Raw genomic sequence first — 16,771 nt, 5'->3', positions numbered from 1 at the left:
GCAGTGGACGGTTTTTTTAGTTACAATATAATGAAAATGAATGTTCTTTAATAGGGTTGCCATTTCACTTTCCTCGCCTGGTTAAATCGTTTAGAAACAGAATCCCAACAAACAACATTCCACCAGTTGTCTATATACGCATCACGTTTATTTTTGTATTGTAAATAATAAGCATGTTCCCATACATCCAATACAAGTAGCGGGATGACATCCCACTGTGTTAGGACTTGATGTTTTTCTGATTGTAAGATCTCTAAGCGATGCGAGCGAGGAGACCAAACGAGAATGGCCCAACCAACACCCTCCACATTTTTAGCCGCTTCAGAAAAGTGTTTAATAAATGATTCAAAACTATGGAAAGATTCTTTAATACACTTCATTAATTCTCCTTTAGGCTTTCCACCACCTTTCGGATTCATAATGTTCCAAAAAATTGTATGCAAATAATGACCAGCTCCATGAAATGCTGCTTCTCGTTCCCAGTGCTTAATCAGATCATAATCATTTTTCCTTCTCGCTTTCTCCATCTCTTGTTCAGCTTTATTCAACCCATCTACATAGCTTTGATGATGCTTTTGATGATGTAGTTTCATGATTTCACTATCGATATATGGTTCCAATGCATCGTAAGGATAGGGGAGGGGAGGAAGTTTATGCTCTCCTATAGGTACGATCTCTGACGTTTCTTCCGAAGATTTCTTTGAATTCGATTTCTTTTCCACCTTAGATTTCTGTTCATTTTTCTTGGAATTTGAATGCAGGATTGATCGATATCCATTATATAGAGCAGATGCTTCTTTCTGTAGGTCATTCATTAAATCTTTGTACAGTGCTTGTGGGGTGTTTTTATAATAATTCACATCAGTCATTAGCTTGTTAAGCTGCTTCTGAATGGTTGGGAGAGTTTCGTTATCGAAAACGATACTCGGATTTTTATCCAACTCATGCATTGTATGCTGAAATTGTTCGAGCCACTTTTCCATATCTTCTACATATCGATAAAGCGAGTTGCGTTCATCCATAATTCATACCTCCTTATGTCATCGTCTTATTGTATGTATGACATAGGTAAATGGTTATTAGGAGAACAATCACTCCTATTATGTAGGAACAGGAGCGATTGCCCATAATTATTTATTATCCCGATCCTCATCGTCAATGAGTGGGTCAATTTCTTCTGATACCTCTGTTTGTAAATTGTATCGCCCAGGATTTACGTTGTTTTCTTCTTCTATTTGTGTTTGAACCGAACTGTGAAAGAACGCTTCAAACAAAGTAACTCCAATCGCAGATAGTAAACTTGCCGTAAATAAGTTACCGTCAAACGCGAATGCATCCACTAAAAAGTAAACCAATCCAAAGCTCATTACAAAGTCAACAACCGATGCAACAATATTATTCGTCCGAGGCAATATAACCAAATCACCAATTAAGTAAGAGGCAATGGAAAGAATTAATGTGACCCAGACTACATTCATGAAATTCACGCCGAAAATGACGTTAAGAATGATATATAGTAAAACTAACATCGCAACAAATTTACTTAGAATTAAACTAAAATGACTCATGTAGCTAACCTCTTTTCAATGATTTACCTATAGCTTTTGAAATTTAAGAGAAGTTATTCTTTCCAGATGTTTGATTAGAAGTTACTTTAGTTGATCAGGAGATTGCGGTGTATCGGTATTTTGTTTCATTTCATCAAATATATTTGACGTTTGTTGAAGGTTATTTCGATTTTGTTGAACTTGCAAACCTGTATATAGACTCATTAATTCCTTAAATTCTCCTACAGTCAATGGTCTTGCATCCGGATACAATTCATAGCCGAGCTGTCCATTCGGTTCAAGTGTCGCTGTTTTCACATCACTAAGCCGGTTGATTCCTTGTTGACGCAATCGCATTTCCAATTGATCAACAGTAAAACGTAATTTTTTCATATTTTTCGTTTTTAATTCACCTTGCTCAATTACAATTTTTGATTTACCTGTTATGAAACTTTCCATAAAATTAAATTTAACTTGTAAATACTCCATAATGATTAACGCCAATATAAACATTGATGCTGCCAATAATGTACGCCAAACACTTGATTCAACAATAGGTTGAATGATGATTGAACCAATTGAAATCATAACAACTGTTTGAGCGAGTGACATTTGTGATATGGATTTTCTGCCGGCAAAACGCAACAAAAATAATCCTGCAACAACCATCAGAAGCGATTCCCAAACAACAACCATTCAACCACCTACTTTTCTATTCTTGTATATATTTTGGATGTACAAGCGCATCTTATACCAATTGAATTAGATAGTAATAATCTTAATTTTCTTATTAAGCAATTGCACAATATGTTTTGATTCCTTATACTTTTAGTAAAATGAAAACGACAAAAATCGATAATGTTTAGGAGCTTTTTGATGAATATACTGAAAAACATCTTATTATTCATGATCACTTCCTTGTTATTTTATAGTAGTCCTATTTATGCAGACGAAGATGAGGTTGAATTATATAGTGAATCAGCGATTTTAATGGATGCCAACTCTGGTGTTATTCTTTATGAAAAGCAAAAAGATAAAGAAATGTACCCGGCGAGCATTACCAAAATCATTAGTGGATTACTGGCGATTAAAGAAGGCAATTTAGACGACATCGTCACCGTCAGTCAAAATGCACGAGAAACAGAAGGGACACGTGTTTATTTAGAGGAAGGGGAAGAGGTAACATTAAAAAAGCTTGTCCAAGGATTGCTCATTAATTCTGGAAATGATGCTGGAATTGCTATCGCTGAACATCTCGATGGATCAGAGGAAGCTTTTGCTAAACGAATGACTGATTTTGTTCGAAATGAAGTAGGAGTTACCAATACTACGTTCAAAAACCCTCATGGACTACCAGACCCTGACCATGTAACAACAGCTTATGATATGGCATTAATTACTGCTTATGCAATGGAGAATCAAACATTCCGGGAAATTGTTGGAACCAAGGAATTAAAGTGGGTAGGTGAAAGTTGGGATACAACACTACGAAATCATCACCAACTCGTTTTACAACGTGACGATGTAACAGGTGTGAAAAACGGGTACACAGATGATGCTGGATTTACTCTGTCAACAACCGCTGAGGATGATGGAATTGAGTTAGTCATAGTCACACTTAATGCGGAACATCCTAGACACGCTTATATGGATACCGAGCGATTAATTGAATATGGATATCAATATGAAACAGAAACAATTTCATCCGGTGAGGAATTCACAGATGAAGAAGGTGAGCAGTACGTTTTAGATGAAGCACTCACTTTTACCGTAAAAAAGGGACAAGATTGGACAACCGAGATTGCGACAGACGGGCTTTTATCAATTAGAAATGAAGCTGATGAATCCATTTTTGAATATCAATTTCCAACAGAGGAAATCACAACTGATGATAAACCAGTTTACGGTTCAACAGCAGGAGGGAAGGCCAACCCGAATCCAAATGATTCTGACGGTCCCGGATTATTGCGAATCATTATGTACACTTTACTCTTTAGCAGCATTCTGATCATTGCTAGTTTGTTTTTTATACGATTTAAAAAGAAAAGAACAATTAAGCAAGAACAAACCCCAATCGTTATCGAAACGTATAAAGATCATCGTCCTTGGCGGAAAAATTGGTGAGTGGAGAAGGCATGGGTTTTAATCGGTTAGTACATCTCGTTAAACGGTTATAGGTCGTTAAAAATAATAACGATTTTGTCATAATAACTTAATATCCTAAATCGTTATTTCTAATTCTGAACGGGAAAATTAGAAGTAACATCACATAAATGAGGTGAAGGATTATGGCAAATAACAATCCAACTGTTCATACAGTGCCAAATGGAAGTGAGTGGAAGAACGTTCAGAACGGAAAGACGATAGATCTTTATGATACAAAAGGGTTAGCAGTTGACGCAGGACGTGAGAAAGCCCGAAAAGATGAGACTGAACACGTCATTCATAATCGTAATGGTGAAATTAGCGATTCAAACAGCTATGGAAACGATCCATTTCCACCTAGAGGGTAGTAACAAGATTATCCAGCCTAATAAATGACAAGCACATGGACTCCTATAAATAAATAGGAGTCCTATCTTATTAAAAATAGCGAATGAGACAAGAAATACTTTTGCCAGATTTTATTTGATGTTATGATAAAAGAAGTTAGGACAAATATACGTCATTTCAGCAAGGTAGGTGTAACAAAATGGGATTTAGTCAAATTGGTATACCAGGATTAATTTTGATTGTCATTTTATTATTAGTTATATTTGGACCGAAAAAGTTACCTGAATTCGGCAAAGCGGCCGGTCAAACGTTGAAAGAATTCAAGAAGTCCACGAATGATTTAATGAGTGAACATGATAAAGATGAAAAAGGTGAAACGGAAGAAGAACAGTCCACTAAGAATGTCGAACAAAAAACAGACAACCATTCATAAAATAGACTTTGATCATACAAAGCGAGTATATAGGCTACCTAATTACAATTTTACCATTATTGCAAAAAGAGAGCGGGGATTTTAATTTTTGCTCTCTTTTTTGTGTTTGTTAATATTTACCATATAAGATAGAATAAAAAATACAAATCATTTTTTTTGGGGGGACTATATGGTTAAAAAGATTCTTATGGGGGTTGTTTTGGTTATATCTTCTATTGGATTCATTGTTGCACTTATACTAGGGATTTTATTTATATTGGAGTTCGAGTACCATACATTTTAATCATCGCAGGGGAGGTATTAAATGTTTAAGGGATTAGCAAGGTTCGTCGCTGTTTTTTTATCAGTCATAGCCATAGCAGGGGGATTGGTTTTTGGTGCGTTTTTATGGATAGATTCACAGGAAGAACCGACAGGAAGTGTTTCTGCTGATTCGCAAGAAGATTCGGAGGTCTCCAATCGTGTAAAGGAAAAAGATGAAGAAGTTGAAATTTTAAAAGAGGAATCGATTAAACAGAATGATGATATGAAAAAAGATGACAAACCGTTCTCGAATATTTATGAGTGGGATGATGAAACAGTTCAAACACTTATTCATCGTATGAGCCATCAAAAAGTGAAGGCGGATGAGAAAAGAGGTTTTATCCTCATGACTGATGAAAAAATCAATACGTTGTTGGAAAAAATCGAATATAAAGGTTTAGAACATGAAGATACTTATAGAGAGATTTTAGAGGAATGGAAACAGGGAGATTTTTCAAACGTAGTTGAACATCATAATACGATATGGGAGTTACAAGGTGGAAAAGTAGGAAAAGCTCATGGGAGATTAAGTGAACACGAAGAGCAGGCATATATTAGTGCTTATGCGAATCCACCGATGGAAAAAGGAAAAGGAAAATCATTTTTGAATGCTGATGAATTTATGCTTTATATTGATTCAACTTCAAGTAAAATGATGAGCGATTCCGAGTATGATTCAATTGATGATTTTATCGCACAAGCGAAAAAGGATGTTGATAGAGGTATCGGTGCTGATTATGAAACACAGATAGAGATAGGCAACCACATCGCTCGATATGGGGTGCATTTCTTCTCATCGACTGGCGAACAGATTCGAGTATATTTGAAAGGGTTAGTGAGAGAGGCAATGCCGTTTCATGAAGATTCGGAGCGTTTATCTGATGAAGAACGAAAGAAAGAATTTAGAGAGTTATATGAGTTAGTAAATAAATATGATGAATATTAATCTTTTAATATTACCGGATTTGCAAGATTGGAGATCCTTATATGAAGATGTTGCGATGTTAGTTAATGCGCAAAAGGAAGGTATGAGTCAGAAAGTTTTAATGAGATAGATCTTGAGAAACAGCATGATAATAACTTAACGACGATAAAAGGACAGTTTAGTTCGCTGTCCTTAATAACTTTCAATTTTAGTTTACATAATATATATTATCGGAAGTTTAAGTAAAATGAATAATTTAGTCGGTTGTCTGAGTTTTTCTAAGTCTTTGATCATTTATATACAGTTTTTAAGTTTCTTAATCTGTTATGTCGTTGGATTACTTTTTCTTCAGGGTTAATTCATTCGGCTTCAGCGTTAATTTCGATTTCTTCAGTGTTTATTCGCTCGGCTTCAGGGTTAATTCCTATTTCTTCAACGTTCATTCAGTCAGCTTCAACATTAATTTTGTTTTTTTCAATATTAAATTCATATGCAGACACATTTGACAAATATTCATTAATCAGCAAAGATATAAGTAATAAAATTCAGATAATTGAGGTGGTTTTATGCTGACGATTAATTGGTTTGACTTTATCACACCGACAACACCGTTTGCATCTATTATTTTCGGTCTCGTATTTACGCTAATCATTGGTTTGATCGTTTGGTTCGATACAAAAGAAAAGAAAACGACTTCGCTTATTATGTTAACATCTTTGCTGATTGTTTTCACAGGAGTTTACTTATTAAAATCAATTGGTTTCTATGGATGATCCCTCCCCATCAGTCTTTCCTTCTCAATAAAGTACATCTAAGTTATAATAATTTTATATTCAGAATTTTCAACACTGTAATTCAGGAGGGATTTTGTGACAAAAGCAGTTTGGAATCCAAGTTCAGATTATGTAAAAAACACACGTCTTTACCGTTTTATGCAGCGGTTTGATCATGAAAATTATGATGAATTCTTTCGTGAAAGCATACAAGACATCGGACGATTTTGGGGTGAAGTTGACCTCGAATTAAACTTACAATGGTTTGAGCCTTATCAAAGTGTCTTGAATCTTGAAAACGGTACCAAATACCCTAAATGGTTCGACGGCGGTAAAATGAATGTTGCTTATAACGCCCTTGACCGTTTTGCAAATGATGTAGAAAAGCAAAACAATCAAGCGATTATTTGGGAAGGCGATAACGGAGAAATGATCACGTATACTTATAAAGATCTTCAAGACCAAGTGAATCAAGTTGCCAACGGATTGGTCGCTCAAGGCGCTCAATCTGGAGATCGATTTACGATATTTATGCCAATGATTCCGGAAACAATCATTGCAATGCTTGCTATTTCTAAAATTGGCGCTATCTTTTGCCCTGCATTTTCCGGCTATAAGTCTGAAGCAATTGCTACAAGAATCGATGCAGCTCAGGCAAGATATTTAATCACTGCCGACGGTTTTCATCGTGGCGGTAAACAAATCAACTTAAAAGATGAAGCTGATCAAGCAGTAGCCGACTCCCCTTCCATTGAGAAGGTCTTTGTCGTACAACGAACAAACCAAGAAGTTTCGTGGGATGCGGATAGAGATGTTGATTGGGAACAATTAAAAACGTTAGATACTCATTTCGAAAGTGTTCATACAAATGGTGATGATCCTTATATGATCATTTTCACTTCCGGTACAACGGGTAAGCCAAAAGGAACATTGCATACACATCACGGATTTCCAGTTAAGGCAGCATTTGATGCGGGTGTCATGATGGATGTCACTGAACAAGATAATATTTTCTGGTATACGGATATGGGCTGGATGATGGGTCCTTTCTTAGTCTATGGTGGTCTAATGAATGGAGCAACCATCACTGTTTTCGAAGGTACGCCTACTTATCCAGAACCTAGTCGGATTTGGGAATTAGTTGAAAAGCATCAAGTGACTCATTTAGGAATCTCTCCTACTTTAATTCGTACGTTAATGACAATGGACGAATCGTATGCGACAAAGCATGATTTATCAACGTTAAAGATGGTCGGATCTACTGGTGAACCTTGGAATGACGAGCCATGGATGTGGCTATTTGAAAAGGTTCTAAAACGTAAAGTGCCGATTATCAACTACTCAGGTGGTACGGAAATTTCCGGAGGTATCTTGACAAATGTACTCGTAAAACCAATCGCTCCGATAGCTTTTAATGCTGCTGTTCCTGGCATGGACGTAGATATTTATGATGAAAATGGCCAATCGGTAAAAGATGAAGTCGGAGAATTGGTCATTAAACAACCGTGGGTAGGTATGACGAAAGGTTTTTATCAAGATAATGAACGCTATGAAAATACTTATTGGAACCGTTACCCTGATACATGGTGTCATGGCGATTGGGTTATTTACGATCAAGAAGGCTTTTATACAATCACTGGCCGGTCGGATGATACGTTAAATGTAGCGGGTAAACGGATTGGTCCAGCCGAACTGGAGTCCATTTATGTCGAACATGAAGCTGTTGTCGAAGCTGGTGTAATTGGCGTACCACATGAGGTGAAAGGTGAATCTCCTGTTGCCTTTGTCGTTATAAAAGACCAAAGCAAACCTGAAAGTGAATTAATTGAAGAGCTGACAAACCACGCCATTAATCGGTTAGGTAAAGCGATAGCACCACGTGAAGTATATATCGTTGAGGATTTACCAAAAACACGCAATGCGAAAGTGATGCGTCGAGCGATTCGAACCGCATATCTTGGTGAAGATGCCGGTGACTTATCTGCTTTGGAAAATCCCGAATCAGTTAATCAAATACGAAGCTTAAATACAGTAAAATAATAATCAAAGCCCACATGAAGTGGGCTTTTCCAGTGTAGGTGATAAAGAATGAATAAACAGAAGCGATTAAGAGACTACGGGGTTACGATTGGAAAGATGCAACCAGGAAAAAAGAATGCGATCACAGATGTGAAAGGCGTACAAATAGGTCATTCGACAATCGGAGAAGGAGCTATTCAAACAGGGGTGACCTCCATCCTTCCCCATACTGGAAATCTGTTTAAAGAAAAAGTCATTGGTGCTTCTCATGTAATCAATGGATTCGGAAAAACAATAGGACTTCCCCAGTTGGATGAACTAGGCACAATCGAAACACCGATCTTACTTACAAACACATTAAGTGCCGGAATAACTGCAAACCATTTAATCGATTATATGCTTGAATTTAATCCTGAAATTGGCCGCACCACAGGTACGATCAACCCTATTGTAGGTGAATGTAATGACATGATCTTGAATGATATTCGAAAGAATGCTATATCAAAACAAAACGTTTTAGCTGCAATCGAAAACGCAAATAATCACGTTGAAGAAGGTGCGGTCGGCGCTGGTAGAGGAATGGTTTGTTATTCCCTAAAAGGCGGTATTGGCTCGGCGTCAAGACAGATGACCTTCGGTGAAAACCAATATACATTAGGGGTCTTAGTTTTATCCAATTTCGGCAATCTAAGTGATTTGACGATTGATGGTCGGTCAATCGGTATTGAACTAAATAAACATTTAAATGATTCAAAATCAGCCGATAAAGGCTCAATTATGATTGTTCTAGCAACAGACCTTCCCGTACTAGATCGACAGCTGAAGCGAATTCTGAAGCGAACAGTTACGGGCCTTTCTAGAACTGGTTCAATCATCGGTCACGGAAGTGGTGATATTGCAATTGGTTTTTCAACTGCAACAAAAATTCCGCATTCATCGGATTCTGAGCCGTTAGCCTTTTCCTTTATACACGAAGAATTACTTGAAGATGCTTTTCGAGCTGCTGGTGAAGCTACTGAAGAGGCTATTTTAAATTCATTAGTGACAGCTAACACGGTGACAGGCAGAGACGGGAACACACGTTATGGAATCATTGATCTCTTAAATAAATATGGAATGAACTTATAATGAAAGACCGTTTATTGATCTAAATCCAGTGATTGTCCGCCCTCGATGGTTCCTTTTTCGTACCCTTCTTGAAACCATGTACGTCGTTGTTCGGCGGTTACATGTGTAAAACTATCGGGGACGACATACCCTTGGGTCCTTTTTTGAATGGTGTCATCTCCAACAGCAGTAGCTGCGTTCAATGCCTCTTGAATATCACCCTGTTCCAAATAGCCTAAATCTTCAAAACACCTGCGTAATAATCCGCTTGCAGTTCAAACCGAACGGAATACTCGTTGAATTCATTTTGGCTTAGTTCCTGACGCAATTGATTTAATTGCTGACTTTTACCGAGCAATGTTTGTACATGGTGACCAACCTCATGCGCAATAACATATGCCATCGCGAAATCACCCGATGCATTGAATTCAGTTTTCAACTGGTTATAGAAACTTAAATCAATATATAGCTTTTGATCGCCTGGACAATAAAACGGGCCTACTGCAGAGCTCGAAAATCCACAGGCTGTTTGAACTGCATCTGTATATAAAACTAAAGTCGGTTCCTTATATGTCATGCCATTTTCTTCGAATCGTTCAGACCAGACTGCTTCTGTATCATTTAACACAACCGAAACAAAACCTGCGAGTTCTTGATCTTCTTCCGATTCTGTATATGGTACGGATGTAGATTGTTGCTCCCCTTGGATACCTAACAATTGCTCTAATATCATCGTTGGATTTCCTGTAATTAGAGCAAATACCACCATAATTATAAGACCTGCTCCACCTAAACCAGCAATACCTTTACGGGACACACTTCGACCGCGACGATCTTCTACATTGCTACTTTGCTTCCTTCCTCGCCATTTCATATGTGAATCCGTCACGTTTCTATGTTCTATTTATTCACTTCCCCTTTCTGTAAGTAGATATTCCTCAGCAACTCGCTATTTAAGTTATAAACCAATCATCAAAAAAGCTTGATGGAATCCCACCAAGCTTTCGGTTAAATAATACCTAATTTTTTCATGCCATGATAAATTCCATCATCATCGACAGAGCGTGTTACATGTCGCGCGGCGGCTTTAACCTCCGTTAATGCATTTCCCATAGCCACACCATGTTCTACGTCTGTTAACATTTCGATATCATTCAAACCATCACCAAATGCATATATATTTTCGCTCGATACGTCTAGATGGGTTAACATTTTTTGAATACCAACCGATTTCGAAGCGCCTTTTGGCAAAACATCGACAGACAGTGGATGCCAACGGATAAAATCAAAATCAGTATATTTTTCTTCGTATCTTGCTTCTTCTCCTTCTTCACAAAATAGTAAGGTTTGATATAAATCCCGGTCTTTATAATAGTACGGATCATGAGACGGAAAGTAATCAATTTTTAATGTCCGTATACTTTCCTCAATGAAAGGATGCTCAGGAACATTTGCTTTCATATCTTCATGATCCATAAATACAACCGGATGATTATGGTGAAGTGCATCATCTGTTAACTCAATTAATGAGTCTATATTTAATGGATTCGTGAAAATAACTTCTTCGTTCAAAACTACAAATTGACCGTTATAGCTAACGTAAGAATCTATTTCAAGCTCTTTTCGCAAATCTGCAAACATAAAAGGTGCACGGCCTGTCGCTATAATAACCTGATGACCTTTACGTTTAGCCTCTTGAATTGCTTCTATTGTAGATTTAGGTATCTCTTTATCCGAATTCAAGATCGTTCCGTCGATATCAATAAAAATAACCTTTTGATTGTTCATGTCAGTCACTCTTTTCTATTTATCAAAATGCTAGCTCCATTATATCGAGGAATACTAAAAACGCAAATTCATGCAGTTTTAGTTTACATAACAATATTGAAGGAATCTATTTAGTTTACATAACTTTAATATAATCAACTAAATATTTTACATAATAAGTTTATAGTCACCTATTGTTACGCATCTCCTATTGTACTTCCTACAACTTTTCCGGTGAATAAACAACCACCTAGAAAGGTTCCTTCGAGTGCTCGGTAACCGTGGATTCCACCTCCACCAAACCCGCTTGCTTCTCCAGCAGCGAACAAACCTTTCAGTGGATTTCCAGCAGCATCCAAAACGCGTCCTGACAGATCGGTTTGCAGTCCACCTAGTGTTTTACGACTTAATATATTTAACCTTACAGCAATCAAAGGTCCGTTTTTAACATCTAACAGTTTATGCGGTTTTGCTGTACGGATGATCCGGTCTCCACGAAAAAAACGAGAACCTCTAAGAGCAGCCACTTGAAGATCTTTCGTAAATTTATGATCAATTTGTCGATCTCTTGCTTCCAATTGGTTCTTTATTTTATTGTAATCAAGTAAGTTCTCTCCACTTAATGCATTCATTCGATCTACTAAGGTTTCCAAGTCATTTTCGACAATAAAGTCTTCTCCGTGTTTCTTGAACGCTTCTACGGGTTCTGGTGCGCCAGATGTCAAGCGTTTCAACAATTGCTTAATACTTTTACCGGTTAAATCTGGATTTTGTTCGGAGCCGGATAAAGCAAATTCTTTTTCAATCATTTTTTGCGTTAAAATAAACCAAGAATAATCATAGCCTGTTTTCATAATAGCTTCAAGTGTGCTTAATGTATCAAAACCTGGATAATTCGGAGCGTGGAATCGATTACCTTTAGCATCTAACCAAATAGATGAGGGGCCTGGTAATATTCGTATCCCATGATCTGACCAAACGGGATTCCAATTTTTTATCCCTTCTGTATAATGCCACATACGATCACGGTTAACGATTCGTGCACCTGCTTTTTCCGTAATTTCGATCATTCTGCCATCGACGTAATCAGGAACGCCTGAAAGCATTCTCTTCGGTGGATTCCCCAATCGCTTTGGCCAATTTCGACGAATCAAATCAAAGTTTGCTCCTACTCCCCCACTTGCAACGACTACTGTTTCGCCTTGATATTGAAACTCGCCTGCCTTATCTCTCGAACTTTTCTTGCCTCTTTCGACGGGATCATCTATTAAAATGGTACCAACTACACCAGTAACCTCATTATTTTGAACAATTAAATCATCAACCCGGTGACGTGGCTTGTATGTAACGTTTCCTTTTTGAATATGTTCTCGGATACGTTTCTTAAATGGTGCAACGATTCCAGGTCCTGTTCCCCATGTAATATGAAAGCGAGGAACTGAATTTCCGTGTCCATCGGCTAAGCCACCACCTCGTTCAGCCCAGCCGATAACTGGAAAGAATTTGATACCCATTTTTCGTAACCAAGTACGTTTTTCATCTGCAGCAAACTTCAAATAAGCATCTGCCCACTTCTTTCCCCAATAATCTTCATCCTCCCTGTCAAAGTTTGCTGAGCCGAACCAATCCTGCCTAGCCAATTCATACGAATCGTTAATTCCCATTCTTCTCTGTTCAGGTGAATCAATTAAGAATAGTCCACCAAATGACCACCAAGCCTGGCCACCGAATGAACTTTCCGGCTCTTGGTCTAATAACAACACTTTCTTTCCCCTGTCGGCAATCTCAGCCGTTGCTACTAAACCCGACAGTCCTGCACCAATTACAATGGCATCAAACTTCATGTGAATCTCCTCCTCATTGAAAAACCAGCAGCTATTTTTCATTAGCTGCTGGTTCTATAATTATGAAATATTAAACTGGATAAACACCATGTTTTCTTTCAGTAAAGTGAAGATTTTTAGATTGATAGGCATCTAACCGAAGTTCTAACGCTTTTCTTAGATTGTCCGGTTCGACAATATCATCGATGACCATCTCCGAAGCCAATCGATAAATATCAATATTCTCTTGATATTCCTTATGCTTTTCTTGAATGAATGCTGGTCGCTCTTCTTCTGGAAGTTCTGCAATCTTATTCGCATAAACAGCATTCACTGCAGCCTCTGGTCCCATGACAGCAATTTGAGCCGTTGGTAAAGCAATGGTGACATCAGGTTCAAATGCAGGTCCGGCCATAGCATACAACCCTGCACCATATGCTTTACGTACAATGACTGAAATTTTTGGCACAGTTGCTTCACTCATTGCAGAAATCATTTTTGCGCCATGGCGAATAATCCCAGCTTGTTCAACGCGTGTTCCGATCATAAACCCTGGAATATCAGCTAAGAACACTAGCGGTATATTAAATGCATCACATAATTGAATGAACTTCGCTGCTTTATCGGCGGAATCATGAAATAATACGCCACCTTTCATTCGTGGTTGGTTGGCGATAATCCCCACGGATTTCCCATCGATTCTTGCAAGCCCGGTAATTAACTCTTTCGCAAATCTTTTCTTAATTTCACAGAAGCTATCCGCATCAATCAAACGATTGATTAATTGGTACATATCAAATGGAGCATTTTGATTTTCTGGTATTAATTCACTAATTGTCTTTTCAAATGAAGCTGGTGATTTCGTCTCTACAACAGGTGGTTTGCTTCTAAAGTTCGCTGGAAAATACGTTAAATATTTTTGAGTATATGCGATCGCTTCAGATTCATCTTTCACTAACACATCACCTACACCAGAAACAGATGTGTGCATTTTAGCTCCGCCCATTTCTTCAAGGCTAACCTTTTCACCGATAACCTTTTCTGCCATTCTTGGTGAACCGAGATACATAGAAGCATTGCCATCAACCATAATAACAACATCACAGAATGCTGGTATGTAGGCGCCACCTGCGGCAGAGGGACCAAATAATAAACAAACTTGTGGTACTCTTCCAGAGAGCTTCACTTGATTGTAAAAGATTCGTCCTGCTCCCCTTCTATTTGGAAACATATCAATTTGATCAGTAATTCGCGCACCGGCAGAATCGACTAAGTAAAGCATAGGGAGCTCTAATTTCATTGCGGTTTCTTGGATTCTAAGAATTTTTTCTACTGTGCGTTTTCCCCAAGAACCTGCTTTTACCGTCGAATCATTGGCCATAATACACACACGTTGTCCATTAACTTTTCCGATACCAGTAACAACACCATCTGCTGGAAGTGAACCGTCCATGCAATTGGCAAAAAAGGCATCTTCGACATCGAGATCGTCATCGAGCAATTCTTTCAATCGGTCACGGACAAACATTTTTCCTTTTTCTTTATTTTTCTCATGATATTTTTCCGCACCACCGGACTCAATTTTTTGACGCAATTCTTCATGATTTTGTATCGTCATGCCATTACACCCTTTCTGTCTCTTTAGAACCTATTTTCCTTCATACTGTGGTTTTCGCTTTTCTTTAAATGCTTGTAAGCCTTCTAATCGATCTTCCGTCGGGATTGTTTCTAAATAACACGCTCGTTCGACTTGTAATCCTTCGCTTTTAGGTAACTCATAGCCTTCATCGATTGCTTTTTTGGCCATTTTGACACCGATTGGTCCATTGCCGGCAATCTGTTTGGCCATCAATAATGATTGTCCTTCCAATTCCGTCGGTTCAAAAATTTCTTGAACCAAACCGATTTGTTTAGCCTCATCACTTTCAAAACGTTTCGCTGTTAAAATATAATATTTAGCATTCGCTATACCAATGAGTCTTGATAGACGTTGTGTTCCACCTGCTCCTGGGATAATAGCTAACGATGTCTCCGTTAATCCCATTTTTGCTGAGCTGCTCGCTATGCGAATATCGCAAGCGAGCGCTAACTCTAATCCACCACCGAAAGCAGCACCATTAATGGCTGCAATCGTTGGTATTTCCAGCTGCTCAACCCGAGAGACAAGATCGCCAATTTTACCTACAGTTTTGACAACCTCTTTTTCATCCATCGATGCTCGTTCTTTTAAATCAGCCCCTGCACAAAACACCTTTTCACCAGCAGCAGTAATAATTAATACACGCAGTTGATCATTATGCTCAATTTCATCTAATTGCTCATTAAAATCGTCCATCAGCTTCAATGAAAAAGCATTTGCGGCGTTTGGCCGATTCAACTTTAAAATTCCTATTGTTTCATCGACGATTTGGAAATCAATTGTATCCATTGTTTCTCACACCTTTATTCTTTTGCTCTTACTTGCATTTGCTTACTTGGTAATGGTTTCCCAATTTTATCTTGAATAAAGAAGCCTGCGTCGGTCAGTCGATCTAGATGAATGCCTGTATCAATACCCATTTCATGAATCATATGGACAAGGTCATCCGTTGCTAGATTCCCAGTAGCTCCTTTAGCATATGGACACCCTCCTAGGCCGCCTAAAGAACCGTCAAAGGTATGGTAGCCTAACTGCAAAGCAGTTGCTGTGTTTGCTAACGCCATACCCCTCGTGTCATGAAAATGCAATGCAATTTGATCTTTTAAAAGAACATGTTCCATTTTGCACAAGAACTCATGCACTTGACGCGGATTAGCTACGCCTATCGTGTCACCAAGTGAGAGTTCATCAATTCCCATATCAAAAAGACGCTCGCAAACATCGACAACTTGATTTTCATCTACAGGCCCTTCATAAGGACAGCCAAAAACCGTTGATACATATCCTCTGACTGTTTTTTTAGCTTCTTTAGCACCAGTGACAACTTCTTTTAAGACCGGATATGTTTCTTCAATTGATTTATTAATGTTTTTCTTATTATGCGTCTCACTAGCTGACATGAAAATTGAAACTTCATCTACATCAGCTTCTAATGCTCGCTCTAGCCCTTTCATATTTGGGACTAGAGCTGCATAAGTAACGCCTTCTTTGCGATTGATGGACTTGGCAACCTCTACGGCATCTTTTAATTGCGGTATCCACTTCGGATGTACGAACGAAGTGATCTCAATGTAAGACAAACCTGATTCAGAGAGTTGATTAATCCATTCAATTTTATCTTCGGTAGATATTTCTTTCTTTTCATTTTGCAAGCCGTCGCGCGGACCGACTTCTTTAATCGTGATTTGATCTGGTAAGTCCATAAATGTCCTGTGCCTCCCTAGCTTATTCAATGACAGCGAGAACATCTCCTTCGTTTACAAAGTCACCTTCCGACACTTTCAATTCTTTAATTGTCCCAGCTGATTCCGCCGGGATAGGAATTTCCATTTTCATAGATTCTAAAATGACTACGTCTTGATCCTCTTCGACTTGGTCACCTTCGTTTAATACAATTTTCCAAACGTTTCCTGCCATTGATGATTTTAATTCCATTATAAAT

At 38.1% G+C, this 16,771-nt stretch carries 16 protein-coding genes and 1 pseudogene; 7 read left to right on the top strand and 10 right to left on the bottom strand.

Annotated features, from left to right (window positions below; translation table 11 throughout):
• Positions 1-47: 47 nt before the first annotated feature.
• From KC820_RS03365 to KC820_RS03355, 3 genes are all read right to left on the bottom strand, one after another.
• A complete protein-coding gene (locus KC820_RS03365) occupies positions 48-1,022 on the bottom strand; it encodes a superoxide dismutase (RefSeq protein ID WP_212368068.1) in 975 nt (324 codons plus the stop codon).
• Between the two features lie 108 nt (positions 1,023-1,130).
• Positions 1,131-1,568 (bottom strand): YndM family protein, encoded by a 438-nt coding sequence (locus KC820_RS03360; RefSeq protein ID WP_212368066.1) that lies wholly within the window; start codon positions 1,566-1,568, stop codon positions 1,131-1,133.
• 81 nt (positions 1,569-1,649) lie between these two features.
• Positions 1,650-2,243, bottom strand: coding sequence for a DUF421 domain-containing protein (locus KC820_RS03355; RefSeq protein WP_212368064.1), 594 nt, complete (start codon positions 2,241-2,243; stop codon positions 1,650-1,652).
• Between the two features lie 180 nt (positions 2,244-2,423).
• Between KC820_RS03355 and KC820_RS03350 the strand changes: the two genes are divergently transcribed.
• The 7 genes from KC820_RS03350 (at position 2,424) to KC820_RS03320 (ending at position 9,621) form a co-directional block, all read left to right on the top strand.
• Positions 2,424-3,671: a D-alanyl-D-alanine carboxypeptidase family protein gene (locus tag KC820_RS03350; protein WP_236782498.1), complete on the top strand. Its 1,248-nt coding sequence runs from the start codon at positions 2,424-2,426 to the stop codon at positions 3,669-3,671.
• Between the two features lie 164 nt (positions 3,672-3,835).
• Positions 3,836-4,060 (top strand): DUF2188 domain-containing protein, encoded by a 225-nt coding sequence (locus KC820_RS03345; protein WP_144087255.1) that lies wholly within the window; start codon positions 3,836-3,838, stop codon positions 4,058-4,060.
• 179 nt (positions 4,061-4,239) lie between these two features.
• Entirely contained in the window at positions 4,240-4,473 is a 234-nt protein-coding gene (gene tatA, locus KC820_RS03340; protein WP_144087254.1) for a twin-arginine translocase TatA/TatE family subunit, read from the top strand.
• A gap of 304 nt (positions 4,474-4,777) precedes the next feature.
• Positions 4,778-5,722: a DUF6241 domain-containing protein gene (locus KC820_RS03335; RefSeq protein ID WP_212368060.1), complete on the top strand. Its 945-nt coding sequence runs from the start codon at positions 4,778-4,780 to the stop codon at positions 5,720-5,722.
• Between the two features lie 545 nt (positions 5,723-6,267).
• Complete coding sequence (locus KC820_RS03330) at positions 6,268-6,474, top strand: hypothetical protein (protein WP_212368057.1); 207 nt, start codon at positions 6,268-6,270, stop codon at positions 6,472-6,474.
• Between the two features lie 96 nt (positions 6,475-6,570).
• Positions 6,571-8,514, top strand: a complete 1,944-nt coding sequence (locus tag KC820_RS03325) for an AMP-binding protein (protein ID WP_336511013.1) — start codon at positions 6,571-6,573, stop codon at positions 8,512-8,514.
• Positions 8,515-8,562: 48 nt separating this feature from the next.
• Positions 8,563-9,621, top strand: coding sequence for a DmpA family aminopeptidase (locus KC820_RS03320; RefSeq protein ID WP_212368056.1), 1,059 nt, complete (start codon positions 8,563-8,565; stop codon positions 9,619-9,621).
• 11 nt (positions 9,622-9,632) lie between these two features.
• On the opposite strand, the pseudogene ypfJ reads toward KC820_RS03320, so the two are convergent.
• The 7 genes and pseudogenes from ypfJ to KC820_RS03285 all read right to left on the bottom strand — a co-directional run bounded on the left by ypfJ (position 9,633) and on the right by KC820_RS03285 (position 16,764).
• A pseudogene (gene ypfJ, locus KC820_RS03315) lies at positions 9,633-10,474 on the bottom strand (KPN_02809 family neutral zinc metallopeptidase).
• Between the two features lie 134 nt (positions 10,475-10,608).
• The gene (locus tag KC820_RS03310) at positions 10,609-11,388 is read right to left on the bottom strand and encodes a Cof-type HAD-IIB family hydrolase (RefSeq protein WP_212368054.1); all 780 of its coding nucleotides are present in this window, start codon (positions 11,386-11,388) and stop codon (positions 10,609-10,611) included.
• Positions 11,389-11,564: 176 nt separating this feature from the next.
• The gene (locus KC820_RS03305) at positions 11,565-13,211 is read right to left on the bottom strand and encodes an FAD-binding dehydrogenase (protein ID WP_212368052.1); all 1,647 of its coding nucleotides are present in this window, start codon (positions 13,209-13,211) and stop codon (positions 11,565-11,567) included.
• 70 nt (positions 13,212-13,281) lie between these two features.
• Complete coding sequence (locus KC820_RS03300; protein WP_212368050.1) at positions 13,282-14,808, bottom strand: acyl-CoA carboxylase subunit beta; 1,527 nt, start codon at positions 14,806-14,808, stop codon at positions 13,282-13,284.
• A 30-nt stretch (positions 14,809-14,838) separates the two neighbouring features.
• Entirely contained in the window at positions 14,839-15,618 is a 780-nt protein-coding gene (locus KC820_RS03295) for an enoyl-CoA hydratase-related protein (protein ID WP_212368048.1), read from the bottom strand.
• 14 nt (positions 15,619-15,632) lie between these two features.
• Positions 15,633-16,532 carry a hydroxymethylglutaryl-CoA lyase gene (locus tag KC820_RS03290; RefSeq protein ID WP_212368046.1) on the bottom strand — a complete coding sequence of 300 codons (900 nt, stop codon included), beginning with the start codon at positions 16,530-16,532 and terminating at the stop codon, positions 15,633-15,635.
• A 22-nt stretch (positions 16,533-16,554) separates the two neighbouring features.
• Positions 16,555-16,764: an acetyl-CoA carboxylase biotin carboxyl carrier protein subunit gene (locus KC820_RS03285; protein ID WP_144087855.1), complete on the bottom strand. Its 210-nt coding sequence runs from the start codon at positions 16,762-16,764 to the stop codon at positions 16,555-16,557.
• Between the last annotated feature and the right edge of the window lie 7 nt (positions 16,765-16,771).

The organism is Allobacillus saliphilus (assembly GCF_018138385.1).
GTDB classification, from domain to species: domain Bacteria; phylum Bacillota; class Bacilli; order Bacillales; family Alkalibacillaceae; genus Allobacillus; species Allobacillus saliphilus.
Note: the sequence above shows the minus strand (reverse complement) of the source record. Positions and strands in the feature narration are given on the sequence as shown.